This is a genomic window from Pyxidicoccus xibeiensis (genome assembly GCF_024198175.1).
GTDB classification, from domain to species: domain Bacteria; phylum Myxococcota; class Myxococcia; order Myxococcales; family Myxococcaceae; genus Myxococcus; species Myxococcus xibeiensis.
The window spans coordinates 187,292-210,764 of sequence record NZ_JAJVKV010000016.1; the positions used below are offsets into that span (position 1 = coordinate 187,292).

The following is a 23,473-nucleotide window of genomic DNA, read 5'->3' on the forward strand; positions in this document are numbered from 1 at the left end:
ACGTGCGACTCACGCGGGTCCTCAAGGCGTCCTGGGCACGGGGGGCGGCGGGCTCGCGGCGGCCGGGTCCAGGCCCAGGAAGTGTTCTTCGCCCGTTGCGGTGGGGGCCAGCCGCTGGCGGGCCAGCCACTCGAGCGCCGTCTCGGCGATTTCCCTCCAGCCATGGTCGATGACCAGCGAGTGCCCGCGGTCGCTGAACACCTTGTAGTCCGTCACCGTCGGCGCCTTGCGGTAGCGCCGGTACTCCGCGCGCGAGACGGACTCGGGCACCGTCGCATCCCTGCCGCCGCCGATGATGAGCAGCGGGCCCCGGTCCGGATTCCGGGTGTCCACGCGGGCGGCCGTCTTCCAGTTGAGGTTGGCGAAGGCCGCCTCGAACAGCGGCCGGGCCGGGGTGGGAATCGTGTACTTCGCGTGCAGCGCGTTGGACTCCTCCTCCGGGACGGCGTTGGCGAAGCCCTCGTGGAACTGCTCGGGCGTCTGCGACACGGCGCGCTTGTAGTTGGCGGGGTTGCCCAGCACGGGAAAGACTGTCTTGAGCTGGATGAAGGGCAGCGGCAGCACGCCCCGGAACTGCGCGGGGTCGATGGCCACGGCCGCCGACGCGAGCCCCATTCCCAGCAGCTTCTGCGCAATCAGCCCGCCGAAGGAGTGGCCAATCAGGATGGGCTTCGTGCCCAGTTCGCGGACGAACCGGACGTGGTGCTCGGTGATGTCCGCGACGCTGAGGTTGGCAACGCGCTCCGGGTGCTGCCGCGTCTCCTCGACGGTGCTGGCGTCTCCGGGCCAGCCTGGATTGAACGCCTCGTAGCCGGCCGCGCGGAACAGCTCGACCCAGGGCTTCCACGAGTCGGAGTGCAGCCAGAGCCCGTGGATGAAGACCACGGGAATGCGGTGGGTTGCCATGATGTCCCTCCTGTGTGTTGCCAGGCGGGCTTCCTCCTGGCCTCTTCGGAAGGAACATGGGCCCGCTCCCGCGCATGCGCAGGCAAGCCCCGGTCTGTCTCGCGAGCAGCGGCTCGGACGCCCCCGTGCTCGAGTCCACGCGGGCATGGGCGGGCGGCGCAACCGCCGCTCTCCTGCTTCAGCCCGAGGAGGGCAGCCGCGCCAGCTCGTCCCGCGCCTCCGCGATACCCGAGCGCTCCGCGTGCTCCAGGAACTGGCGTGCCAGCGCCACGTCACGCGGCAGGCCCCGACCCCGCGCGCTCGCCATGCCCAGGACATACACGGCCTCGGCCGCACCGAGCACCGCGGCCTCCTGCAGCCACCTCACGCCCTCGTGCTCATGGCCGTCGAGGCTCCACAACATCCCGCCCAGCATCAGCAGCGCCTCCAGCGAGCCCCGCTCCGCCGCGTCCCGCAGCAACTGCGTGGCGAGCGGCACGTCCACCGGCCCCTCTTCCCCGGCGAACAGCATGGACGCGGCCCCCAGCGCCGCCTGCGCGTCCCCCGCGCGCGCCGCCGCCACCCGCCGCTCGCGCTCGCTCATGGACGCGGCGGTGCGCGGTGCCAGGTGGAAGGGCAGGCCTTGCAGGTAGCTGGGGGCTCGCGGTGGTGGCGGCTTCATCGCTTGCGCCCCTTGGGCCCAGGAGGCTTCCCTCCCTTCGCCAGCTTCGCGTACTCGCGGCCGGTGCGCTCGTAGAAGTCGAAGAGGTTCTCCACCTGGAAGTTCTCCAAGTCGCGGGAGCCGCCTGCCTCCTTCGGCAGCTTCGGCGCCAGAATCATGTCCTCGGCCAGGTACTCGCCCGTGGACTTGCGCCACTGTGTGTACACCTCGGTGTCGAGGAACTCTGGCAGCTCCCGGTCGGGCAGCCACCGCGCGAGCAGGTTCTCGAAGCCCAGGTGCTCGTGCGTCCACCAGGCAATCCGGTACGGCTCCAGGACGAGCACCTTCGGCAGCGAGGTTTTCGCGTCCTCGAGCACCAGGATGGCGCCGTGGATGTTGTACCCGAGCACCAGCCGGTCCGGGTGGTCGGGCGGCACGAGGAAGGACCACGCCTTCAGGCAGCGATGCAGCCGCTCCAGCCCGGGGCCGAAGAGGTAGACGAAGCGGTCCAGGTACCAGCCCGCGCCCAGGTCGGGGGAGACCATCTCCCAGAAGAGGCGCGCGCCCGGCACCTCGAAGTGGATGGCATTCTCCGTCGCGGGGGCGGGGCGCCCCATGCCCCGGCGGAAGTGCTTCGCGAGTGGCGTCATCTCACGGCTTCCCTTCTGGCGGCGTCATCACGAACCGGAAGTTGTTCTTCCAGATGGGGTGCGACTGCGGCGGAAGGAGCTTCATGATGACCTGCGCCTCGGTGTTCATCCGCTTCTTCCACTGGTCGCCAATCTGGCTGTTCACCTTGGAGTTGCCGACGTAGCGCCGCATCTTCTGGAAGAGGGTCGTCCAGGCCTTGTCGTCGAAGTTCTTCCCCGGGGGAAGCTTGAACTCCGGCCAGCTGTCCTCGCCTCCCGCGACCTGGTCGGGGTTGTGGAGGACGGCGAAGGTGCCGAACCCGTTCTTCAGGTGGATGAACTGATTCCACAGGCCGACCCGCTTCGCCATCGCACCGTAGTAGGGGCTGAGCTTCTCGCGGACCTTCACCTCGTTCCCCTGCCGCCCGATGACGCGCAGCTCGTGGTAGTGAATCTCGTCCTCCTCCTCGTCGGTGCCGCCGAGGTCGGTGCGCCTGGGCCGCAGGTCCTCGTGCAGCTCCCGCTGCACGGTGACTCCGTCATCCACCTGGAGGCCCAGCAGGTCGGACGAGCCCTGGGCCTTGAGAATCCGGTCCACGGCCACCTGGGCCAGGCGGAGCCGCTCGTTGGCCAGGGCGAGCAGCGGCTCCCAGTGCGCCTGGAGCCCCTGCTGCTTCTCGGTGGCCTTCACGTTCCGCTCGAGTTTTCGCTTGTTGACGCCGACGGCCTCCTGGGCCTTCTTGGTGGTCTTCTTGGCCTGGGCCAGTTCCTGCTTGAGCTTCTCCAGGGTCTTTGCATCCTGCGCGAGCCGGTCGAGCTCGGCCCTGATGCCCTTGAGCCGCTCGTCCAGGTCCTTCTGTCGGTCGGTGCTGACCTCGAGGGCCTTGGCCGCACGCTCCTTCAAGGCCTTCAGCACGGCCTCGCGTCCGCCCATGTCCATCATCCGGTAGAGCGTCGCGTCCATGCGGAACAGCAGCAGGTTCTTCAGCCACCGGTCCACGGTGTAGCCGTTGATGCCCCGCTGCTGCAGCTTGAGCTGGCGCGCCATCTCCTTGCGGAAGGCGGTGCGGTACTGGGCGCGCGGGCTCGACTTGTCGGGATACTGGAAGGGGTTCCCATGGAACTCGAGGGTGCGCGGCGCCACGGGAATGGTCCTCAGCGCGCGGGCGAGCCTGGCGATCTGCATGGTGCGGCCGAGGCTGGCCACCACGGTCATCACGTCGCCCAGCGGCGCGTCCAGCGACCTGCGCACGCGCCGGTTGATGCGGCCTCCGATGATGCGCGCGACCTTGAACTTCTCCGCGCGCGCCTGCACGGTATCCCGGGTGGTGCGGACGAGGTTCGGCCCTGACTGGTTGAACGCACGGGACATGGCCTCACCGGCGGAGACGGCCGCCAGGGCCAGGGCCTCGTCGGAGTCGGCCACACGCAGCCGGGCCCGCCCGTCCTTCTGGCCCAACTGGACGGGCTCGCTGCCGCCGTGCAGCCGGGCCTGGCGGTCCACGGGCTTGAAGGCCTCATCGGCGGTGAGGGTGCTCACCTGCTTCACCAGCGCCGTCAGCGCGGCCTGCGCCACTTGCACGCGCCTCTTCATCTCCGACGGCTTCTTCTTCTGGTTCTGCCCCGAGCGCTTGCGCTTCGTGCCCTTGTGCCGGTCGTGGGTGGCCTTGGCGTTCTTCTCCGCCTCCTTGAGCGTCTTCTGCTCGTCGGTGAGCTGGTCCAGGGCGTGGGCGCGGTCCCTCGCCTGCGGCAGCAGCGTGCGCACCGTCGCCTTGTCCGCGTCCGCCAGCAGGTCCATCCGGCCCTGCCACCTCGTGAGCTTCGCCTCGAGGGTCTCCACCTCGCTCGCCATCATCGTCGTGGTGCCGCGCGCCTCCTCCTTGATGAACAGGCGGTGGGACTCGGCGCCGTCGGAGAACGTCATCGTCTCGCCGATGGGGCCGTCGAAGCTCTCGGTGTTCTCTCCGCGCCCGCCTCGGCCCTTGCCTCCGCGCGCGCCGCCCGGAGCCCCGCCGCCCGTGCCCTCGCGCCAGGTGCCCGGCTTGCGCCGCTCGCCGCCGCTGCCCTTGGACACGTCGTTGGCCAGCAGGTCCGTCATGAACTTGCTGGAGTCGAAGTCCACCTCGCCGAACTGGACGGTGGGCCAGGTGCGAGAGCCGAGCACGTAGTCCACGTCCGCGCCGATGCCGAACTCGCCGGGCAGCGGGTACTCCAGGCTGAACAGCGGCCACGTCCACTTCTTGTCGGGCGCGGGTGACCACCACGGCGAGTCCAGCTCGACGAACAAATCTCCGCTGAAGCCCAGGAACGGCTGCGCGGCAATCTCCATGTGGCCGCCGATGAACCACTCGGGCTTGCCTGCCGCGTTCATCCGCCGGCCGATGCGCGCCACCGCGTCCACGTAGCCGCGCACGCCGGCCAGCGCGTTCAGTCCCACGCCCGCCTTGAGGTCGTGGCCGAGCACGGTGATGACCACGCCGCCCTCGGCGCGCAGGCGCAGTCCCGCGAAGGCGGAGATGTTGACCGAGCCCTCCAGGACGAACAGGTTCTCCACGCGCGGGTCCGTGGAGAACTGCCCGCTGGCGCTCATGTTGTGAATCTTCCCGGGCCCCACCTTCGCCAGGGCCTCCAGGCCGATGTTGGCGAACACGCCCACCTGGCCGATGACGGGCACGCCGTAGCCCGCGCGAATCTCCAGCTTGAAGAGGCGCTTGTTCCACTCCTTCTCCGGGAAGAGGATGAGCTCCTTCTGCGGGCGGACCTCGCCGATGATGGTCGCCTGTGCCTGGCTGTTGACGAGCACGCGAGCGCGGCCCGACAGCCACGGCGTCAGGGTGATGGTCAGCTCGCCCCAGCCGCAGAAGGCGCGCTTGCCTGGCTTGGGCGGGTTGCCCTCGCCGGGCGGCGCGACGGGCAGCGCGGACGGGTCCAGGTCGGTCCGCGTGGTGAGGTCCCTCGCGGTCTTCTCGTCGGTGGCGATGAGGGTGATGGTGCCGCCCATGCGCTCGTTGCGGTACCCCACCGTGCCCTGCACGTGGACGAAGCCGTCCGCGAGCTTCGCCACCACCGCGCCCGACGCCGGACCGATGGTGACGGAGATGCGCAGGTCTCCACCCAGCTTGCCGTCCGAGCCCCGGCGCACGCGCAGCTCGCCGCCGGAGCAGCCGGGGATGTCTATCTTCGCGCCGCCCTCGACCTGCAGCGCCTGGTTGTCCAGCTTCAGCGAGCCGGTGCCCTCCAGGTAGCCGCCGAGGCGGAAGCCCATGTTCTCCACGGCGAGGTTGATGCGCCCGGCGGTGAACTCATTGACGACGCGGGGCACGGTGATGCGCGTCATGCCCAAGAGGCCGAGCGCCTCGGTGCTCTTGAGCATCCCGTCCACGAGCGCGCGCCGCGAGCCGCGCACGGGGCCCGGCTGGCCCACGCCCACCCAGCCGGTGACGACGTTGTCCTTCACCACCACCACCAGCGTGGTGGGGACCGCGTCCGCCAGGGGCGCGAGCGCGGGGTGGGCGAGGCGGATGGCGGTGCCCGCGCCGGTGGTGTTGAACGTCTCGCCGCGCTTGCGCACCTTGATGGTGCCCTCGGCGAGCCCGGGCAGGCGCACGGGGACCTCCAGGTCGCGCCCCACCTTCGCCTCGGCGGCGGTGGCCTCGGGAATCAGCAGCTGTCCCGAGGACAGGTCCACCTCGCCGATGGACAGGGTGCCGCCCACCGGCTGCGGCGTCAGGCGTACCACCGGAGCGCTGCCCATGCGGGAGGCGGCGCCGGCCGGTGCGGCGGCTCGCGACGGCGAGGGGCGCGAGGCGGCGGGCGCTGGCGCGGGCGGGCGCGTCGTGCGGGTGGGGGTGCTCATCCTCGCACGCTCCGGATGGTGCCCACGTTGCGCTTCAGCGGGCAGATGCCGCCGGACTTCCGGTACTCCCGCTGGATGGCCGCGTCGAGGTGCTCGGTCTCCATGGTGCCTCCATCGTCGAGTGCGAGGCTGGCCGCGTGAAGGACGACGTTGCGTATCTGACCGCCGGAGAACCCGCAGCGCGCGGCCACCTCGTGGAGGAACTGCGCTTCCACGGCGTGGTGCACCGGCAGGTGGAGCTGCCAGATGCCCCAGCGCTCGGCGGCGTCGGGGGCGCGGAAGTCCACGGTGACGTCCATGCGCCGGGCGAAGGCGGTGTCTATCTGGTCGCCCGCGTTGGTGGTGAGGAGCATGATGCCCTCGAACGACTCGATGCGCTGGAGGAGGTAGTTGGTCTCCAGATTGGCGTAGCGGTCATTCGACGTCTGCACGGCGGTGCGCCTGGCGAGCAGCGCGTCGCCCTCGTCGAAGAGCAGGACGACGTCCAGCTCCTCGGCGAGCGAGAAGATGCGGCTGAGGTTCTTCTCCGTCTCGCCGATGTACTTGTTCACGACGCTGGAGAGGTCGACCTTGTAGAGCTCCATGCCCAGCTTCGCCGCGAGCAGGCGCGCGGCCAGCGTCTTGCCGGTGCCGCTGGGCCCTCGGAACAGCGCGCGCACGCCGGGGCGGAGGTGCCGGCCCAGGGACGGGCCCACGGCGTCCTGCAGCTGCTCGCGCTGGCTGCACCGTCGCTCCAGGTGGAGCAGCTCCCGCTGCACGTCGGCGGCGACGGCGAGCTCACTCCAGTCGCCGCCCGTCTCCATGCGCGTGGCGAGCGCATCGAGCGCCTGCCGGTCGAGCCCGCCCACGGCGCGGCGCACGTCCTCGGCGGTGAGGGTGTCGCGGCCGGCGAGTGCCGCCTGCGAGCGGGCCAGTTCCGCGGCGGCGTGGATGTGGCCGCTGCTCAGCCGGAAGCGGGTGGCGAGCGTGTCGAGCACTGCCTCCTCCACGACGCCCGAGCGGAGCCAGTGCGCGCGGCGTGCCGCCGGGGACGGTGTCTCCAGCGTCAGCGTGACGGCGCGCTCCACCCTGCCGCCCGCGCCGCCGAAGCGGCCGAGCACCACGGCCACGGGGGCATCACAGGCACCGAACCCGGGCAGCTCGGTGACCTCTCCCGGAGCGGGGTCGACGACGAAGGCGGGCACGGCGTGCAGCAGCGTGGCCAGCGTGCCGGCCAGCCGCGCGTGCTCCTCGTTGCGAGTCGTGGCCTGACGTGAGGGCTCGTCGCCGCGGGGCGAGGGCAGCTCCACCTCCAGCAGGCCGCGCCCCAGCGAGCGGGCGAGCGCGCCCACCAGCGTGCGCCGTCCGCCGTGGCGAGGCCCGCGCACCAGCAGCGTGCGCACCTCGCGCCGGTCCAGCAGGGGTGGCAGCCGCTCGACGGTGTCGCGCAGCGCGTCCGGGAGAATCAGGCGTGAGGGCTCCAGCAGCTCGGCCGCCGGGCGGTGGCGCAGCCACGGGAGGGGGCGTGCGCGCACGTCGCCGCGCAGCGCGTCCCAGAGGGGGCCAGGCACTTCGAAGGCCCACTCGATGCGGGGCGCGTCGGGGTTCGTCACGCGCAGGAGGCCGGCCTCGCGCAGGGGCTCCAGGGCGGCGCGGGCCTCGCCGCCCTCGGCGTTCCACCAGGCGTGGAGCAGTCCGAGCGTCGGACGGTGAACTCCGGGCGCGGCCTGCAGTGTCTCGAAGAGAAGTCCGAAGCGGGCGTCCTCTTCGGTGAGGCCGACGCAGAAGAGGAGGGTGAGGGCGCGGTGGTCGAGCCCGGCGGCCTCACGCAGGGCGCGCGTGGGCAGGTGGCCGGGGACGCGGCGCTCCCAGGCGGAGAGGGCGGCCTGCCACCACGCGTCGTCGCGCCCGGCCGCGCCGAGTGCGGCCAGCTCGTCGTGGTAGCCGGCGAGGAAGGGGAACTCGTCCGAGGCGCCGACGCGTGCGAGCACCCGAGAGACGGCGGCGAACCAGTACAGGCGGAAGTGGCTTGCCGCTGTGGGAGCGATTGCCTCGAAAGCCGCCTCTGGCTGCTTCATCGCGTTCCCCCAAGCTCCGCTGATACGGACAGTCTTAGTCCAGACAGACACGACGGAGCAACGCGAACGGCCCCCGAGGGCGATTGCCCACCTTGTTGCCGACTCCTAGGGTCGGACCGCGCCATGGCTAACACGGTCGGTGTGAACAAGATGTCTGTGGTCACGAAGGATTCACAGGGCACCACGGTGGCCTTCCCGGACGTGTGCAAGACGCCGAGCCCCGCAGGGCCCGTCCCCATCCCGTACCCGAACATCGCGCGCTCCGCCGACACCGCGAAGGGCAGCCAGAAGGTGACGGTCGAGAGCAACCCCCTGTGCCTGAAGGACTCGAACTTCAGCACCAGCACGGGGGACGAGGCCGGCACGGCGGGAGGTGGAGTGGCCTCCAGCAAGACGAAGGGCAAGGCCGAGTTCGTCAACTTCTCCTTCGACGTGAAGGTCGAGGGGAAGAACGTGGCGCGTGCCTTCGACCTGATGCTGCACAACGACAAGAACACCCCTCCGGTGCCCTTGATGCAGCCACCCGTGGCCGCGCCGGGGAAGAGCCCGGAGAAGACGATGTGCCCTGTCTGTAACGAATACCACGACACGTGATGTCCGCGGAGGTCGCATGAGCGGCCAGAAGCCAGGTGCTGAGCAGCGCGGGACAGCAGCTCCCGACCTCATTCATGGGCACAAGGTGGGCTGGGTCGCCGGCCGGGCCAGCGAGGGAGCCCTGCTGGTGGACTTCCGAGGTAACTCCGGCGGACTGCTTCCGGCGCGTTCGACCGTCTCGCTGGATTCCCGTGCGATGGATGCGGCCGTGGCGGCGCGGCAGTCCGTCGTCCTCCTCTTCGACGAGGGGAACCCCCAGCGCCCCATCATCGTCGGGCTCATTCAGGAGCCGAGTCCTTCGCCACTCACGGATGCGCTGCTGGACGTGCCCGCGCGTCCGGAGGCGCGGGAGGTCAGCTTGGACGGTCAGCGGGTCGTGCTCGAGGGCAGGGAGGAGGTCGTCCTGCGGTGCGGAGATTCGAGCATCACCCTGCGCAGCGACGGACAGGTTCTCATCCGGGGACTGAGGGTCGAAACCCGCGCCATGGGCACCAACCGCATCAAGGGCGGGAATGTCCAGATCAACTGAGCCAGGGCTGGCGGAGCCCTCCTCGGCACAGAAGGAAATCTTCGAGGAACATCTGGGGGAGGCCGCCTTCCTGTGGACCCAGTGGGAGGCCGCGCTGGGCTCACCCCACCTGACCCTGGGAGACGTCACCGAGGGAGACGAGCACCGCCTCCTCGCGCATCTGGACGCGCTCGCACAGAGTGCCTCTCCCGGCGTCGAGGCCCTGCTTGGGACCGCGCTGGAATCGTCCGAGGCGGACACGGTCACCGCCGGGGCCCTGGCGCTCCTGTACTCGGGCGAGGAGCGTCACCTCCAGCGCATTCTCGAGCTCTTCCAGGAGGACGAGGCGCGGCGCTCCCTGCTTCAGCGCGCGCTCGAGCTGTGTGGGAATCCCTCCTGGGCGCCCAGGCTGCTGCCATTGCTGCGCTCCGAAGCGCCGGCCCTGGTGGCCGCCACGCTCGAGGTCCTGGGCTTCTGGGGGCACGAGCCAGACCCGGACCTGGACTGGCGCCTGCTCCTGGCCCATGTGGAGCCACGGATCCAGGCGGCAGCCCTGCGGCTGGCGCGTGTCACCCCGGGCCGGGTCGAGGCGGCCTGGCTGCGTGAGGCGCTGGAGTCTCCGTCACCCGCCGTCCGTGATGAGGCGCTGCTCACCGGCCTGCTGTCGGGAGCGGAAGGTGTGTGGTCCCGGTGTCGACGGCTCGTGGAGCGGTCTTCCGGGCACGGCCGGCTCGCCATGATGTTGCTCGGGATGGAGGGACGGCACCCTGAGAACCTCGCGTTGCTCCAGGCGAGACTGGCGGAGCCGGGGGCATGCGCCGATGCGCTCTGGGCACTGGGCATCAGTGGATGCGTGGAAGCCGCCGAGAGCTGTCTCCCGCTGCTGGAGGACACGTCGCTCGGCGGGCTCGCGGCGGAGGCGTTCTGTTGCATCACGGGACTGCGTCTGGAGGGCCGGTTCAAGGCGCAGCCTGGGGATGAGCAGGCGTCGGCGCCTGGCGCCTCGTGGGATGGACTCGCGCCAGGGACGACCGGAGTCGAGCTACCACGCGCCTCGCTGGGAGCTGTCCGGGAGTGGTGGCAGCAGGAGCGGACGCGATTCAGGCCAGGGCTCCGCTACCTGTGGGGGCAGCCGCTGACCCCGGCATGGATGCTGGAGTCCCTCGAGCTCCTGCCCATGCGACGCCGCCATGCACTGGCGCTGGAGGTCCTGCTTCGCAGCCGCGGCGCCTGCCAGGTGCCGACGCGGGCGTTCTCGGAGGTGCAGCGCTCCAGGCTGCTCACGGCACGAGCCGGCATGCACAGGCTCCTGGTGGACCGACCGTTGGAGGGCAGGGGCGCGGAGCCGCCAGCGCGAGCCCGGGTGCCTGGCCCGATAGTCTCTGGTGGGCAAGCTCCGCGTCCCTCCGTGGACGCGTCGCGCATGTTGGCGGTGACTGGCGGCGGGATGGTCTCGGCCATTGGAGATGGCGCGGCGTCGAGCTGTGCGGCGAGCCGGGCGGGAGTGGTTCGCATCTCCGCGCTGGAGGGCTACGCGCTCTGGGATGAGGACCTGCGCGAGGTGGAGCCTGCTCGTGGGCATCAGGTGTCCTGGTTGACGGATGGCTTCTCCGGCCTCGGGCGGCTCATCGTCCTGGGAAGCGCGGCCCTTCGGGACCTGCATCCCGCCGTGCGGCAGGACGACTGGCGTCGGAGTGCCGTCTTCCTCGTCACCGGCAACGACTTCTACCGGGGGATGCTCCAGGAGGAGGCTCCCCACGCCGAGGAGCGGGAGTGGCTCCGGGGGCAGTGCCTGCACCGCCTGATTCCCGCCACCCTGCGGGCCGCGGGAGTCCAGGGGGCTCCTCGCACCCAGGAGGTGCTCTTTGGTGAGGTGGGTTTCCTCCAGGCACTCCAGCGGGCGCGGGAGCAGTTGGAGCGGGGCGTGGTCGAGCGCTGCATCATCGGCGGCGTGGACACCCTGGTGGAGCCCCACCTGTTGCGGGCCCTGGACCAGCTCGGGCTGCTGAAAGGGCCTGAGCGTGCGGTGGGGCTGCTCCCTGGAGAGGCGGCCGCGTTCCTCGTCCTGGAGCGTGCCGACGCCGCGCGCCGGCATGGAGCCTCCGTTCAGGCGCTGGTGGAGTCACCGAGCATCGGGGCCGAGCCCTTCCATCGCTTCTCTCGCGAGCCGGCCGTGGGAGCGGTGCTCGCGGAGGTCATCGCTCAGGCCCTCGGTGGGGACGGTGGCGCGGGCGGACGCACGGGGCTCGTCATCGCCGGCTTGAATGGCGATGAGTACCGGGCGAGGGACTGGGGCCATGCGCTCATCCGCCTGCGGGGGCGGCGGCTGCTGCCGGAGGACTGCCCGGAATGGTACCCGGCCATCTCCTTCGGAGACGTGGGGGCCGCGGCGGGTCCCCTTGCCGTGCTGCTGGCGGCTCACGCGTTCCGGCGGCGCTACGCCGGTACGGACGCCGCGCTGCTCTGGATGGTGGGGGATGACGGGAGCCGGGGCGCGCTCCGCCTCCGTGCTTCACACCCCCTCATGGACTGATGCCGGAGGATTCATGGCGGGAAGCGACAAGCACATCACCAACCTCTGGAAGAGGAAGAAGCACAAGGATGAGCTCGGCTGCATCCAGAAGCATGTCGAGTCGTTCGACTCGAAAGAGCATCCCCGCTGCGCCTATCGGAACAACGGCCATAAGGAGCTGAGCAAGCATCCCACCCGGCAGACGCTGTACGAGCTCGACCTCCAGGACAGCGCCGTGCGCGAGCGGCTTCAGAGCATCACGATTCCGCGGGAGCGGAAGCTGGGGGCCAACAGCCTCATGGCCAGGCGCTCGAGGACTCCGGTCAACCCCCTGAAGCCCGGGCAGGAAACGGTCTGGGGGTTCAAGCATCAGGACAACTTCAAGCACAAGGCCTACGAGCCCTTCAATCACCACTATCACCACATCATGCCCGACGAGGTGCTCAAGAATGAGCTCAGCTACAAGGAGCTCAATGTCCTCCAGGCAGCGGAGTACAACATCAACAGCGGCAACAACATCATCATCCTGCCGCACAGTCCGGAGATAGGCATCGCGCTCGCCCTGCCGACCCACCGCGGGCGGCACGGGCGCAGGACGAACTATGCCCAGGACTGCATCAATGAAATCAACCGAATCAAGCGGCTGGTCGGCAAAGGCAAGCAGGCCGATCCGCCGCACCCCATTACCGACAAGACGGCCCCGGACGTGAAGAAGGACCTCGAAACCTGGCAGTACGAGGAGTTCGACGACATCGTCGCGTATGGCAGGGAGGCTGCCTCGTCGAAGATGTCTGTCGGTATCAACAGGAAGCTGCGGATGAGGAGCCCAGGGTGAGCCCATGACAAACCATTACATCCTGACCTCGATTCGTGGAGAGAAGGACTGCAGTATCTGGCGATACCCGAAAGGGATGCCTGATATCTACAAGCCTGCGGAAGGGGTACCTACGGGAACGCTCTTCTCCTCCGGTCTCAAGTTCAACATGGCGGCGGAGGTGAAGGGCTTCCGGATACCGGACGTCATCGACAACGCGGTGGGCTACTTCATGGTGTCGGAGCGCATGAAGTCGCTCCTCGAAAAAGCGCGAGCGGACGTCGAGTACATCCGCTTCATCCTGCTGAACCACAAGGGCCGGGTGGCAAGCGACCAGTGCTACATCGTCAATGTCCTCGGCACCCGTGACTGGGCGGACATGAGCAGGTGCGAGGGCCGCACGAGTGCTGTGGACAAGCACAGGTCCTTCGCGCGACTGAAGCGGCTCGTGCTGAAGGACGAGGAGGTCGACCCCTCCGTGGACCTGTTCCGGGTCCAGGCCATGCCACAGTTGATGATTCTGCGGAGCGACTTCAAGGACTACCTCCAGAAGGAGGGCATCACAGGGGCGCGGTTCCACGAAGTCGGCGCACCCGTGGACCTGCGATGAGCCACCATCCCGTGGACCTCGCGGAGGAGCGCTACACCTTCCATCTGGACCAGGCCCTCGCCGGCCTCGAGGCCGGGAAGGGCAATGTCGGGGAACTGTTGCTCAACGTCTCCACCTGTAACCGGCTCATGGGACTCTGTGCCCTGCTGAAGGAGGCGGACACGGAGGCATTCGCCGCGCACCTGTGCAAGGCCGGTCAGGCGCGAGCGCATCTGCTGAGCCTTGCCGCTTCGGGCAGCGAGCTTCTGCCCGAGTTCCTCTGCGTCAGCGAGGATGTCGGCCTCAGCGCCGCGCTGGCGGCGGGGGACGTCCGAACCGCGACGCGCCTCGCGGCGCTCTCTCCCCGCGAGCATTTCGCGGAGCTCGAGTACGAGGACGACTACCTGTTCTTCCGAGTCCTCCATCTGCTGCTGCTCGGGCCGGAGGAGAGGCGCTTGCAGGAGAAGGCCCTGGCCCGATGGCGAGAGGTGGTCGGGAGCGACATCCCTCCCGAGCTGGAGGTCTGCCAGGCTCTCGTCGAGCGGAGTGGGCCCGACTTTGCTCGTGCCTTCGACGAGCTCATCGTGGACCGGAAGCGGGCCATGAAGGACTACCGGAAGCAGGTCGACAGCGATGAGGAGATTCTCGCCACCGAGGGCAAGGTCTACGTGGACGGGCTCGCCATCCTGCGAATCGCGGAGCTTCGCGAGCTTCCGACCCGGAGCGCCTACGACCTCATTCCTCGAATCGCGAGGGTTCCACTGGGGGCCTCCCTGCCCGGGGAAGACGCCTGGCGCTCCCCTTGAGTAGAGCTGAGCGTCGCCCTCTCACAACGCCGCCGCGAACCTCGCGGCGATGGGCGCGGCGACGCGGCCGCCCACGCCTCCATCCTCCACCAGCACGGCGAACCCGATGCCGCCGCGAAAGCCGATGAACCACGCATGCGTCGGCAGCGGCGCACCGGTGCCGAACTCCGCCGTGCCCGTCTTGCCAGCCAGCGTCGGCACCGCCTTCGCCGCCTGTCCCGTGCCCTCGGTGACGACGGCGCGCATCATCGTGAACAGGGGCGCGCGAGCCCCGCTCGTGAGCTGTGCGCTCGGCCCAGTCTCCTTCAAGTCCTCCACGAGGTAGGGCGCGCGCCACCGGCCCGACTCGGCCGCCGCGGCCACCGAGGCCAGGTGCAGCGGCGTGGCCAGCACGCGCCCCTGTCCGATGGCGGCGGCAGCCAGCTCGGCGGCATCCCGGGGCGGGGGGAACGAAGCCCCGGAAGTGGGCAGCCCTGCCTGGTAGTCCACGTCGAACCCGAACCTCCGCGCCGCCGCCGCGAGCGCCTCGCCCCCGAGCCCCGCGGCCAGCATCACGAACGCGGTGTTGCACGAATGGACGAAGGCCTGTCGCAGCGTGCTGTTCCCCAGCGCCTCGCCCTCGAAGTTGCGGAACGCCTTCCCCTTCACCGTCGCCACGGGAGGGCAGGGCGCCGGAGCCTCCACGCCCATGCCCTGGGCCAGCAGGGCCTCGGTGGTGACGACCTTGAACGTGGAGCCGGGCGGGTAGCGTCCCGTGAGCGCCCGGTTCAGCGCCTGCCCGAGCGGCCGGCTCGCCACGGCCAGCACTGCCCCCGTGCCGCTGTCCACCGCCACCAGCGCCGCGGGCTGCGCGACACCATCGAGCGCCGCCTCCGCCGCGGCCTGCACCTCGGGCAGCAGCGTGGTGGACAGCGGAGTTCCCTCCGTCCCCTCGAAGCGGAAGAGGACGCGCACCTCACCGGACGCCCGGGTGAGCCGCACCTCGCCGGAGGGACGTCCCGCCAGCTGCGCCTCGAAGGCCCGCTCCAGCCCGGACAGCCCCACCACGTCTCCCGGCAGGTACGTCGGCCCCAGCTCCGCGAGCAGCTCCGCCGTCACCTCGCCGACGCGGCCCAGGGTGTGCGCGGCGAAGCCCTCGGCCGGAGAGAGCCGGGCGCTCTTGCGGCGGAAGAAGATGCCGGGCACGGGGGCCAGCGCGGGGCGGACCTGCTGATAGCGCTCGGGCCGCACGTCGATGACGGGCACGAAGCGCTCGGGGTCCGACGCCGCACCCCCCGCGCTCACCAGCTTCTCCACCCGCTCCGGGTCCACGCCGAGCTGCACCTGGAGCGCGGACGCGACAGCGGCCAGCCCCTGCATCCGCGAAGGCTGCACGCCCACGGTGATGACCTCGCCCACGTGGGTGAGGGGCTCTCCGCGCGCGTCGAGCAGGTCGGCCCGCTCCGCGCGGGTCCGGGTGCGCGAGAAGCGGTCGCCCTCGCGCGCCTCCGGGTGCAGCACCTCCGGGCTCCAGCGCACGAGCCACCGCCCTCCGACACGCACGAAGCGCAGCGTGCCCGCCACCTCCCACTCGCCCAGCCCGCGCAGCACGTGGAAGGCGCGGAAGGTGGCCAGGCCGCTCTCCCCGTCGCGCTCCACGCGTCCCAGCTCGAACCGGGAGGAGACGATGCGCAGCCCGTCGCGGAAGTGCTGGTGCTGCGCCTCGAAGCTGGAGGGAGGCTCCACCACCGCGCGCCGCAGCGCCGCCACGTCCCCTCGGGCCCACGCCTGGAGGTAGACCTCGGCCTCGTCCACCGGGCCGTCCGCTGGCCGCTCACGCACGGAGGCGCAGGCCGCCATCAGCACCGCCGCCGCGACACTCCACCCCATCCTCAATGCTTGCCCTGACACGCGGCGCACTCTGCTGCGCGAGGGGCAGGGCGTCACGCAGGAACCACCGGACGCTGGGACACCCGGCCTCCAAGTGCGTGACAGCTGTCACGGTGCGCAGTCACATCGAGGGGGGACGGACGCAGGCGCGTGGCTTGCAAAAGCACCGGGGCATGCCCGCACCCATTGGACCGCAGAGCCGCCCCCTCGCGCCCCAGCAGACGCGCGAGCTCCCCCCACCCCCGCCCGCGAGCGCACCGAAGGCGGCGCCCGCCGCTCCGGCCATGACGCTCGACGCCTTCCAGCCGAAGCAGCTCCTGCCCAACCCGCTCGAGCTGCTGACCGAGCTGAAGTCCGGGCTGAAGACGAAGCTGTTCCTGAAGACGCCGCCCGGAGCGCCCGTGGAGCCGGTGCTCCGCAACTCCGAGGGGGCGCGCAACCCGCTCGCCTACGACGCGGTGCTGGACCAGTTCAGCGTGGCGGTCAGCCCCCGCTACGAAATCAAGGCCGACCAGAAGACCCACTGCAACACGTACGTCTGGGACGCGACGAAGGCGATGGGCTGCGAGCTTCCCATCGCCTACGACCCGGCGACCGGCGAGCCGGGCAAGGTGAACGGCAAGGCGAAGGTGGGGGAGCCCATCTGGGCGAAGCCGGCCGTGGAGACGAATGCGAATGGCCAGGTCGACTGGCTGCGCAAGCACGGGCCCTCACGCGGCTGGCGCAAGATAAGCCCGGAAGAGGCGCAGGCGCGGGCGAACGCCGGCCACCCCACGGTGCTCGCGTGGAAGAACCCGGACCCCAGCCAGAGCGGCCATGTGGCCATGGTGCGCCCCGACCGGGCCGGGCCGTACGACGCGAAGAACGGCCCCCTCATCGCCCAGGCCGGGAAGACGAACTTCGAGCACGGCTACGCGCACCCGAAGCTGACCGGCATCGCCAACAAGGGCGAGATTGAGTACTGGACCCACGACTGAGCCCCGCGGCGGCACGGCTCGCCTATTCGAACAGCGACAGCTCGGCCAGCTTCAACAGCCTGCCGGGTGTCTTCCCGTCCTCGCCCGTCACGCGCAGCCGCACATGGCGCACGGGGGCATCGCCGGTGAGGGGCGCATCGAGGAACAGCGGGCCATTGAAGACCACTATCGGCGCGTCGAACGGGCTGTCCTCGTCGTTCGTGAGGGCGTAGCTGTACAGCTCCCGGTTCCGGTCCTTCTCGTCGTAGTTGACGATGGGGAAGTCTCCCAGCGGGGCCCAGCTGACGGCGTCCGTGCTGCCCTCCAGCACCAGCCGCATGCGCGGCGTGTAGCCGAGCGTCGTCTCCAGCGCGCGCACCACCAGTCGCCGCGGGCGGGCGGGCGCGGGCAGCGTGAAGCTCACCGCCTCCACGCCGAAGTCACTCCCGGCCCCGGGCTGCTGGCTCTCGGGCAGCGTGTCCCGGGGAAGGAGCTTCCCGTCCGTGAACGGGCAGGCACCGTCCACCGGCGCGGCGCTGCACCCGGCGCCCCGGCTGATGGGCGTGAGGCCCCCGGGGGGCACCGCCACGCGCGGGCTCCTCCACTCCATCCGGAAGGTGACGGAGCTGTACTGGGCGGCCAGTGGCTCGAAGTACCACTCGTCCGCGCTGAGCGCGCGGACCTGTGCCTCCACGCCCTGGAAGTCCTCCAGCACGTAGGGGCTCGGCACCCAGGGCGACGCCGCCTGGAGCTGCTGCCACACCAGCGCGCCCGCTCCATGCAGCTGCACCACCGGCATCGTGGTGCTGGGGGGCCTGGGCACGACGTTCCCCTCGTTGTCGTAGAACTCGCGCTGCCTCCCGGCCGGAGGCACCTCCGGCCCGGGCGGCGCGGGGGCGAAGGACAGGGTGGGGCCCTCGGGGCCGCTCGTCACGGCGAGCCCCGACGTCCACGGCCGCAGCGCCGGCAGCTCCACGTCGTCCTGGAAGAAGAAGGCCACGAAGACGCCGTTGCCGTCCGCGTCCAGCGGCGGGTACACGCGGAAGCGGTGGCTCGCGTAGCTGTACAGGTCCTCCACGTAGGTATCGCCGTAGACGATTTCCAGCGTGAAGTCGCCGGAGTCCTGGCTGTCGCCTTCCGAGTACGGCTCGAAGTTCCAGTCCACCTCCGGGTTGTACTGGCCGTCGACGAAGCTGCGGTTCAGCGCGCGCTCCACGCGCAGCGAGCCGGCCTGGGGCGAGCCGTCCTCCTTCAGCAGCCGGCCATAGAGGAAGACGGAGTCCTCCGGCATCCGTTCACAGCCGGAGGCGAGAAGCGCGAGCAGGGACAGGGGCAGCAGATGGCGCATGTCAGTACGTCCCCTTCACGCCGAAGAGCGGGAGGATGATGGGCAGCTGCATGGGTTTGCGCAGCGGGGCGCCGGTGGCGTAGTCGTGGCCGTACTCGTAGCCGAACACCTCCTGCTGGACGGAGATGTTGAGGATGTCCAGGTAGGCGTCGAGCGTGAAGTCCTCCATGGCCCAGGACTTCGCCGCGCGGAAGTCCACGCGGAAGAAGTTGCCCAGCCGCTCGACGCGGTCCTCGTCCTGGCGCACCCACTCCCCGCGTCCCTCGCGCCCCGGCACCAGGCGGTGGGTCTGCGACGTCACGTGCCCGGACTCGGGGCGGCCGGTGTTGAAGTGCACCACCGTGCCCAGCGTCCAGTTGTTGCCGAGCTTGTAGCTGAGGGCGGCGTTGAAGACGTGCGCCTGCTCGAAGGCGAAGGGCAGGGTGCCCTCCTGCGTCTCCACCACCCGGTTGTCGTCGCCATACCGCTCGAGGCGCACGTGGCGCCTGCTCTGCAGGAAGCTGTAGGAGGCCCAGCCGAACCAGTTGCGGCCCAGCGGGTGGCGCGCCATCAGCTCGAAGCCGTACGCGTAGCCGCTGGCGGCCAGGTCCTGCGCGGCCAGCGAGCCGCGGCGGCGGTTCTCCACCACGTCCTGCACGTCGAACTCCACCGTGCGCGACAGCGGGTTGTAGAAGACGTCACCGCTCAGCTCCAGCCCCTCGAAGGCCTTCCACTCGGCGCCCACGTCGAGCTGCGCGCCCTCCTGCAGCCCGTAGCGCAGGCCGGCGGTGTCCACCGCGGGCAGGTGCAGCAGCACGGTGGGCGGCTGGTGGAAGAGGCCCGCGCCGCCCTTGAGGGTGAGCGCGTCCGTCAGCCGGTGGCGCACGGTGAGGCGCGGCTCCACGGCGGTGTGGGTGATGCCGGGCACCAGGTGGTACGCGTCCACGCGCAGGCCGGGCTGGAAGAGCCAGCGCTCGCCCGGGCTCCACGTCGCGGTGGCGCACGCGCCGGAGAACGTGGCCAGCGACGAGGGGTTCTTCAGCGGGTCCGGAGCGCTGCCCGGCCGGTAGCCCGGAGGCAGCGCCTGGCCGGTGATGACGGTGGCCGCGCGCCGGTGCTCCACGTCGCCGCCCACCGCCACCTCCAGCGTCTCACCCAGCCGCCGCGTCCAGCCCGCGCGCAGCGCGACGCTCGTCTGCTCCAGCGCGTACTCACCGACCTGCTCGGAGGCCAGCCCTCCCGCGGGCTGCTGGCGCGACTCCTCGCCGGTGAGGCCCACCGCGTCCCAGCCCACGGTGAAGCCCAGCTCCGCCTCGCCGCCCGCGAGCGGGTGCGTGCCGCGCAGGTCCACCCGGTGGAAGCGCGACACCACGCCGCCTCCCGAGTCACCCTCGTACTCCGTCCCCGGGCTCACGCCCACGTCGTCGGAGCTGCCCAGCGCGAACAGCCGCAGCCGCCCCTGGCCCACCTTCTGCTCCACGCGCGCCTGGTAGTCCCAGAAGTTGGCGCGCACGTTCTCCGCTCCCGGCTCGTTGAGGAGGTTGGCCCCCAGCGAAATCAACAGCCCGGTGTAGCTGACGCGGCCGGCGGCGCTGATGGAGGTGCCCGTCTCCTTGAACGGGTACTCGATGAAGCCGCCGCTGTTGATGAAGTCCGCGTAGGCGGTGAAGTGCAGCCGGTCCTCGCGCGGGCGGGACAGCCGGCCCTCCACCGCGCCGCCCAGCACGCGCCCGAGCCGCACCGGCGGCGTGCCCGGATAGAAGTCCACGGTGTCGATGAAGTCCGGGTGGATGACGGCGGGCCCCAGCAGCAGGTGGTACAGCATGGGGATGCGCACGCCGTCGAGGAAGAAGCCGGTGGCCGCCGGCTGGCTGCCGCGCACCACCGGGTAGCTGATGCCCGACGCGAGGCTGCCCACGCCCGGCATCAGCATCACCACGCGGAACGGGTCTCCCAGCGTGCCGGGCACCTCGCGAATCTCCTGCTCGTGCAGGCTGATGCGGGTGACTTCCGTGCGCGGCCGGTCGTCGCGCACCACCGTCTCATACGGGTTCACCTGGCCGGGCTGGAGCCGGTAGACGACCTGCAGGGACTGCCCCTGCGCCACCGTCTCCTCGAAGGTGGAGGCCTTGTGGCCGGGGGCGCGCACCTCGACCCTGTGGGCGCCGGGCGTGACTTCCAGCGTGAAGCGGCCTGCTGTGTCCACGGCGCCCGCGGGCTCGGCGCTGCCGTCCAGGAAGAGGGTGGCGTCGGCCAGGGGGCGGCGCGTGCCGCGGGCGCGCACCTCGCCCTGGATGCGCGCGGTGGCGGCGGGGACGACGACGGGCGGCTCGAAGCGGTAGACGAAGGGCAGGCGCACGGACACCGGCGTGCCGCCCAGCGTGGCCGGGGAGAAGCGCAGGCCCGGCGCGGCCTTCAGCGCGGCCTCGGTGAGGCGCGGCTCGGCGGGGGCCTGGAGCACCTTCACCTCGGCCACCGCGCCCTCGGCGTCCACCAGCAGCTCCAGCGTCACCTCGCCGGGCGTGCCCTCCAGGCCCTCGGGCCACGCGGCGGGGGACTCCGCCACCAGCGCGGGCGGCTCCAGCTTCGCCGCGCCGCCGTCGGTGGCCAGGCCCAGGCGGGCGGCATCGTCCGAGGACACGGCGGTGCCCCCGTCGGTGGCCTGGACATCCACCTCCACCTCGCGCGGCTCGCTGGAGGGAGAGGGCACTCCCTGCGCCATTGCGAGCGCGGGGAGCATTGCCAGCAGGAGGCAGAGACACTGGAGTTGCATCACACGCACCAGAACCGAAGCTCGCGAAACTGTCACTCCGGCCAGTGCGGTTCGCGGCTGCCGCCTATATCAGCCAGGGGATTCCTCCCAAAACCCCCCACCCGGCTGGCGCGGTCAGTGCCCCGTCATTTTTCCAGCGGACCCTCGCTGGGGTTGAAGGGCCGGTGGGAGGCGGGCGCCGCCGGCCGGGGCGGCAGCGGGGGTGGGGCGAGGTAGTTGGTGTTGCTGACGAACAGGCCCGTGCGGGGCAGCTCGCTGGCGCGGGGGCCCTTGTAGCGCAGCACGTAGAGGCCGCTGTTCTCGTCGGTGATGTAGATGAGGCCGTTGTAGAGGATGGGGTGCGGCCACATCCACACGTCCGGGCTGTCGCGGAAGCGCTCCACCACGCGCGACGCGGGCTTGGGGACATAGACGCCCACCTCCATGGGGAGCGCGGGGTTGGCGATGTCCCAGACGCGCAGCCCCGCCGAGTACCAGGAGACGAAGAAGAGGTTGGGGAAGACGAGCTGCTGGTGCGGGGAGAACTCGCGCAACAGCGACGGGTCTCCCGGGCCGCCGGTGACGCAGTTGGCCTCCAGGTTCTCCGGCAGCATGTAGCGCGAGACGACCTGGGGCCGCCGCTCGTTGGAGATGTCGAGGATGTGGCCCCAGCTCCACGGGCAGGTGTTGGTGCCGTTGCGCTCGCCGGAGATGACGAGGTACGGCCGGCCCGGCACCGGGTACACCGAGTGCTCCGTCCACGCATACGGCGGCGTGAAGTCCACCCGCGCGTCCGGGTGCGGGTTGAGCTTGCGCAGGCAGAGGCGGGGGTCGGTGTTGCTCGTCTCGTCCACGGTGACGGTGTCGCGGATGCACGGCTCCTTGTTCGCCAGCCGCGTGCTGTCCAGCACGTAGTAGCCGCCGTGGATGTTGGCCACGTACACCCGCGTGCCGTCCGCGGAGACGGACATGGAGTGCACGTTGTTGCGCTGCACGGCGGACTTCTCGGTGTCGAAGACGAAGTGGTCGTCGCGCCACTCGAACGGCTCCACCGGCTGCACGCGGGGCACGGCGGGGGTGAGGGTGAAGGTGGCCACCGGCTCGGGGCTGATGGGGCCGTCCGGGGGCGCCATCAGCTCGAAGACGCGCAGGGACGGCTCGCGCACGTCGCCCAGGTGGATGGAGGAATACAGGAGGAAGCGCGCGGGCTCGCGCGGGTCCCTCCACAGGAAGAACTCTTGCGGCCGGTCGACGCCGAGCGAAATCGTCTGCCGCAGCACGGGCCGGCGGCAGTCGGTGATGTCATAGACCTGGTAGTTGTTCACCGCGCCGCTGTCCGGGCCCACCTCGCGGAAGTTCATGATGATGAGGGTGCGCGCGTCGGGGATGGTGCGCAGCTCTCGCGACGTGGCGTTGAGAGTCGTCGGCAGCGCGCCCACGGGACGTGGCCTGCGGGGGTTGGAGATGTCGACGATGAGCACCTCGGGCGGCAGGGGCGGGGTGCCGAACGCGGGTCCGGTGCCGGGTCTTCGCCCGATGCGGCTGCCCACGTAGAGACAGTCGCCAGCGATGCCGGTGGGGCCATTGCGGCCCCGGGCGATGGTGTCTCCCGGGTTGGGCAGCGGGTGGTAGCCGATGAGCTCGAAGTGGTCGTTCTGCGGCAGCTCATGGAGCGGCTGTCTCAGCGCGCCGATGATGGGGCGCGGCACCTTCTTGAAGGGCGTGTCCACCACGGGCGGGAAGCGTGGCCGCCAGTCGGCGTCCTGTGACTGGGCTTCGGCCGTCAGGGGCCACGCGAGCGCCAGCAGCCACACGAGGGCCAGGGACTTCCTCACTGCTCCAGCCATGGGGACCTCTACGGGGGCGCGGCGCCGGAGGGCTCTTGCGGCGCGGCGGGTGGGGCCGGAAGGTGGTGATGGCGTCCGGGCGCACCAGGGGGCCTGGGGTGGGGGCTCCGCGCAGGACGGAGGACAACTTCCCTGGCTCACGGGGTACGCGTGGAAGATGAGAAAGTGGGGCTTCCAGGCCCTGGCGGGAGGACCGAGATGACGGGCGAGTCACCGGACGTGCTGGCGCGGGAGGTACTGGAGCGGTGCCGGGCCGCGGGCGTGCGGCTGGCGCTGGTGGAGGCGTGTACGGGCGGGCTCCTCTGCGCGAGGCTGACGGACGTGCCGGGCGCGTCGGCGGTGGTGGAGCGCGGCTTCGTGCCCTACTCGCACGAGTCCAAGGTGGAGCAGCTGGGCGTGCCGCTGGAGCTGCTCCAGGCGCACGGCTCGGTGAGCGTGGAGGCGGCGGAGGCGCTGGCCCGGGGCGCGCTGGAGCGCTCGCGCGCGGACTGGGCGGTGGCGGAGACGGGCATCGCCGGCCCGGGCGGAGGCACGCCGCAGAAGCCCGTGGGGCTGGCCTTCATCGCCGTGCTGCGCAGGGGGGAACAGGCCACGGTGGAGCGCCACGTCTTCACGGGAGAGCGTGCGGGAATCCGCCGCGCGGTGGCGGAGCGGGCGCTGGCGCTGTTGCTGGAGCAACTGGGCACGGCTTCCTGAACTGAACGCTCGCACCGCCCTGCCGGACGCCTATCGACGGACCTCGGGGTTCTCTACGCTCCAATCCTCGCTCAACCGGTTCAACGGTGAATCCATGTGAGTGAAGGGGGGAGTC

Annotated in this window: 17 protein-coding genes; 8 read left to right on the forward strand and 9 right to left on the reverse strand. The window is 70.8% G+C overall.

Features of this window, described 5'->3' with window-relative positions:
* Nucleotides 1-21 precede the first annotated feature (21 nt).
* The 5 genes from LXT23_RS42180 to LXT23_RS42200 all read right to left on the reverse strand — a co-directional run bounded on the left by LXT23_RS42180 (nt 22) and on the right by LXT23_RS42200 (nt 8,088).
* The gene (locus LXT23_RS42180) at nt 22-906 is read right to left on the reverse strand and encodes an alpha/beta hydrolase (RefSeq protein WP_253986146.1); all 885 of its coding nucleotides are present in this window, start codon (nt 904-906) and stop codon (nt 22-24) included.
* Between the two features lie 178 nt (nt 907-1,084).
* Nucleotides 1,085-1,567: a tetratricopeptide repeat protein gene (locus LXT23_RS42185; RefSeq protein WP_253986147.1), complete on the reverse strand. Its 483-nt coding sequence runs from the start codon at nt 1,565-1,567 to the stop codon at nt 1,085-1,087.
* Entirely contained in the window at nt 1,564-2,196 is a 633-nt protein-coding gene (locus LXT23_RS42190; protein WP_253986148.1) for a hypothetical protein, read from the reverse strand. Before LXT23_RS42190 ends, LXT23_RS42185 begins: the two co-directional genes overlap by 4 nt.
* Nucleotide 2,197: 1 nt before the next feature.
* Complete coding sequence (locus LXT23_RS42195; protein WP_253986149.1) at nt 2,198-6,031, reverse strand: polymorphic toxin type 15 domain-containing protein; 3,834 nt, start codon at nt 6,029-6,031, stop codon at nt 2,198-2,200.
* On the reverse strand, nt 6,028-8,088 hold the full coding sequence (locus tag LXT23_RS42200; RefSeq protein ID WP_253986150.1) for an AAA family ATPase: 2,061 nt from the start codon (nt 8,086-8,088) through the stop codon (nt 6,028-6,030). The genes LXT23_RS42195 and LXT23_RS42200 overlap by 4 nt, the downstream gene beginning before the upstream one ends.
* Nucleotides 8,089-8,211: 123 nt before the next feature.
* Between LXT23_RS42200 and LXT23_RS42205 the strand changes: the two genes are divergently transcribed.
* The 6 genes from LXT23_RS42205 (at nt 8,212) to LXT23_RS42230 (ending at nt 13,911) form a co-directional block, all read left to right on the forward strand.
* Nucleotides 8,212-8,682 carry a DUF4150 domain-containing protein gene (locus LXT23_RS42205; protein ID WP_253986151.1) on the forward strand — a complete coding sequence of 157 codons (471 nt, stop codon included), beginning with the start codon at nt 8,212-8,214 and terminating at the stop codon, nt 8,680-8,682.
* A gap of 16 nt (nt 8,683-8,698) precedes the next feature.
* The gene (locus tag LXT23_RS42210; protein WP_253986152.1) at nt 8,699-9,211 is read left to right on the forward strand and encodes a DUF6484 domain-containing protein; all 513 of its coding nucleotides are present in this window, start codon (nt 8,699-8,701) and stop codon (nt 9,209-9,211) included.
* Entirely contained in the window at nt 9,195-11,723 is a 2,529-nt protein-coding gene (locus LXT23_RS42215) for a TIGR02270 family protein (protein ID WP_253986153.1), read from the forward strand. The genes LXT23_RS42210 and LXT23_RS42215 overlap by 17 nt, the downstream gene beginning before the upstream one ends.
* Nucleotides 11,724-11,736: 13 nt before the next feature.
* Nucleotides 11,737-12,537 carry an AHH domain-containing protein gene (locus tag LXT23_RS42220; protein WP_253986154.1) on the forward strand — a complete coding sequence of 267 codons (801 nt, stop codon included), beginning with the start codon at nt 11,737-11,739 and terminating at the stop codon, nt 12,535-12,537.
* A gap of 76 nt (nt 12,538-12,613) precedes the next feature.
* The gene (locus tag LXT23_RS42225) at nt 12,614-13,126 is read left to right on the forward strand and encodes an imm11 family protein (RefSeq protein ID WP_253986155.1); all 513 of its coding nucleotides are present in this window, start codon (nt 12,614-12,616) and stop codon (nt 13,124-13,126) included.
* Nucleotides 13,123-13,911, forward strand: coding sequence for an immunity 49 family protein (locus tag LXT23_RS42230; protein ID WP_253986156.1), 789 nt, complete (start codon nt 13,123-13,125; stop codon nt 13,909-13,911). The genes LXT23_RS42225 and LXT23_RS42230 overlap by 4 nt, the downstream gene beginning before the upstream one ends.
* A 21-nt stretch (nt 13,912-13,932) precedes the next feature.
* Here the strand turns inward: LXT23_RS42230 and LXT23_RS42235 are convergent, their stop codons facing one another.
* The gene (locus LXT23_RS42235; RefSeq protein WP_253986157.1) at nt 13,933-15,780 is read right to left on the reverse strand and encodes a penicillin-binding transpeptidase domain-containing protein; all 1,848 of its coding nucleotides are present in this window, start codon (nt 15,778-15,780) and stop codon (nt 13,933-13,935) included.
* Nucleotides 15,781-15,953: 173 nt separating this feature from the next.
* On the opposite strand from LXT23_RS42235, the gene LXT23_RS42240 reads away from it, so the two are divergent.
* On the forward strand, nt 15,954-16,757 hold the full coding sequence (locus LXT23_RS42240) for a hypothetical protein (RefSeq protein ID WP_253986158.1): 804 nt from the start codon (nt 15,954-15,956) through the stop codon (nt 16,755-16,757).
* A gap of 22 nt (nt 16,758-16,779) precedes the next feature.
* Here the strand turns inward: LXT23_RS42240 and LXT23_RS42245 are convergent, their stop codons facing one another.
* From LXT23_RS42245 to LXT23_RS42255, 3 genes are all read right to left on the reverse strand, one after another.
* Complete coding sequence (locus LXT23_RS42245) at nt 16,780-18,084, reverse strand: hypothetical protein (protein WP_253986159.1); 1,305 nt, start codon at nt 18,082-18,084, stop codon at nt 16,780-16,782.
* Nucleotide 18,085: 1 nt separating this feature from the next.
* Nucleotides 18,086-20,836, reverse strand: coding sequence for a TonB-dependent receptor domain-containing protein (locus LXT23_RS42250; protein ID WP_253986160.1), 2,751 nt, complete (start codon nt 20,834-20,836; stop codon nt 18,086-18,088).
* Between the two features lie 125 nt (nt 20,837-20,961).
* The gene (locus tag LXT23_RS42255) at nt 20,962-22,662 is read right to left on the reverse strand and encodes an LVIVD repeat-containing protein (protein ID WP_253986161.1); all 1,701 of its coding nucleotides are present in this window, start codon (nt 22,660-22,662) and stop codon (nt 20,962-20,964) included.
* Nucleotides 22,663-22,860: 198 nt separating this feature from the next.
* Here LXT23_RS42255 and LXT23_RS42260 point away from each other — a divergent pair, with 198 nt between their 5' ends.
* The gene (locus tag LXT23_RS42260) at nt 22,861-23,358 is read left to right on the forward strand and encodes a CinA family protein (RefSeq protein WP_253986162.1); all 498 of its coding nucleotides are present in this window, start codon (nt 22,861-22,863) and stop codon (nt 23,356-23,358) included.
* Nucleotides 23,359-23,473: the final 115 nt, after the last annotated feature.

Coding starts and splice junctions, on each gene's coding strand:
- LXT23_RS42180 (WP_253986146.1), bottom strand. CDS start 906: ATGGCAACCCACCGCATTCCCGTGGTCTTCATCCACGGGCTCTGGCTG.
- LXT23_RS42185 (WP_253986147.1), bottom strand. CDS start 1,567: ATGAAGCCGCCACCACCGCGAGCCCCCAGCTACCTGCAAGGCCTGCCC.
- LXT23_RS42190 (WP_253986148.1), bottom strand. CDS start 2,196: ATGACGCCACTCGCGAAGCACTTCCGCCGGGGCATGGGGCGCCCCGCC.
- LXT23_RS42195 (WP_253986149.1), bottom strand. CDS start 6,031: ATGAGCACCCCCACCCGCACGACGCGCCCGCCCGCGCCAGCGCCCGCC.
- LXT23_RS42200 (WP_253986150.1), bottom strand. CDS start 8,088: ATGAAGCAGCCAGAGGCGGCTTTCGAGGCAATCGCTCCCACAGCGGCA.
- LXT23_RS42205 (WP_253986151.1), top strand. CDS start 8,212: ATGGCTAACACGGTCGGTGTGAACAAGATGTCTGTGGTCACGAAGGAT.
- LXT23_RS42210 (WP_253986152.1), top strand. CDS start 8,699: ATGAGCGGCCAGAAGCCAGGTGCTGAGCAGCGCGGGACAGCAGCTCCC.
- LXT23_RS42215 (WP_253986153.1), top strand. CDS start 9,195: ATGTCCAGATCAACTGAGCCAGGGCTGGCGGAGCCCTCCTCGGCACAG.
- LXT23_RS42220 (WP_253986154.1), top strand. CDS start 11,737: ATGGCGGGAAGCGACAAGCACATCACCAACCTCTGGAAGAGGAAGAAG.
- LXT23_RS42225 (WP_253986155.1), top strand. CDS start 12,614: ATGCCTGATATCTACAAGCCTGCGGAAGGGGTACCTACGGGAACGCTC.
- LXT23_RS42230 (WP_253986156.1), top strand. CDS start 13,123: ATGAGCCACCATCCCGTGGACCTCGCGGAGGAGCGCTACACCTTCCAT.
- LXT23_RS42235 (WP_253986157.1), bottom strand. CDS start 15,780: ATGGGGTGGAGTGTCGCGGCGGCGGTGCTGATGGCGGCCTGCGCCTCC.
- LXT23_RS42240 (WP_253986158.1), top strand. CDS start 15,954: ATGCCCGCACCCATTGGACCGCAGAGCCGCCCCCTCGCGCCCCAGCAG.
- LXT23_RS42245 (WP_253986159.1), bottom strand. CDS start 18,084: ATGCGCCATCTGCTGCCCCTGTCCCTGCTCGCGCTTCTCGCCTCCGGC.
- LXT23_RS42250 (WP_253986160.1), bottom strand. CDS start 20,836: ATGCAACTCCAGTGTCTCTGCCTCCTGCTGGCAATGCTCCCCGCGCTC.
- LXT23_RS42255 (WP_253986161.1), bottom strand. CDS start 22,662: ATGGCTGGAGCAGTGAGGAAGTCCCTGGCCCTCGTGTGGCTGCTGGCG.
- LXT23_RS42260 (WP_253986162.1), top strand. CDS start 22,861: ATGACGGGCGAGTCACCGGACGTGCTGGCGCGGGAGGTACTGGAGCGG.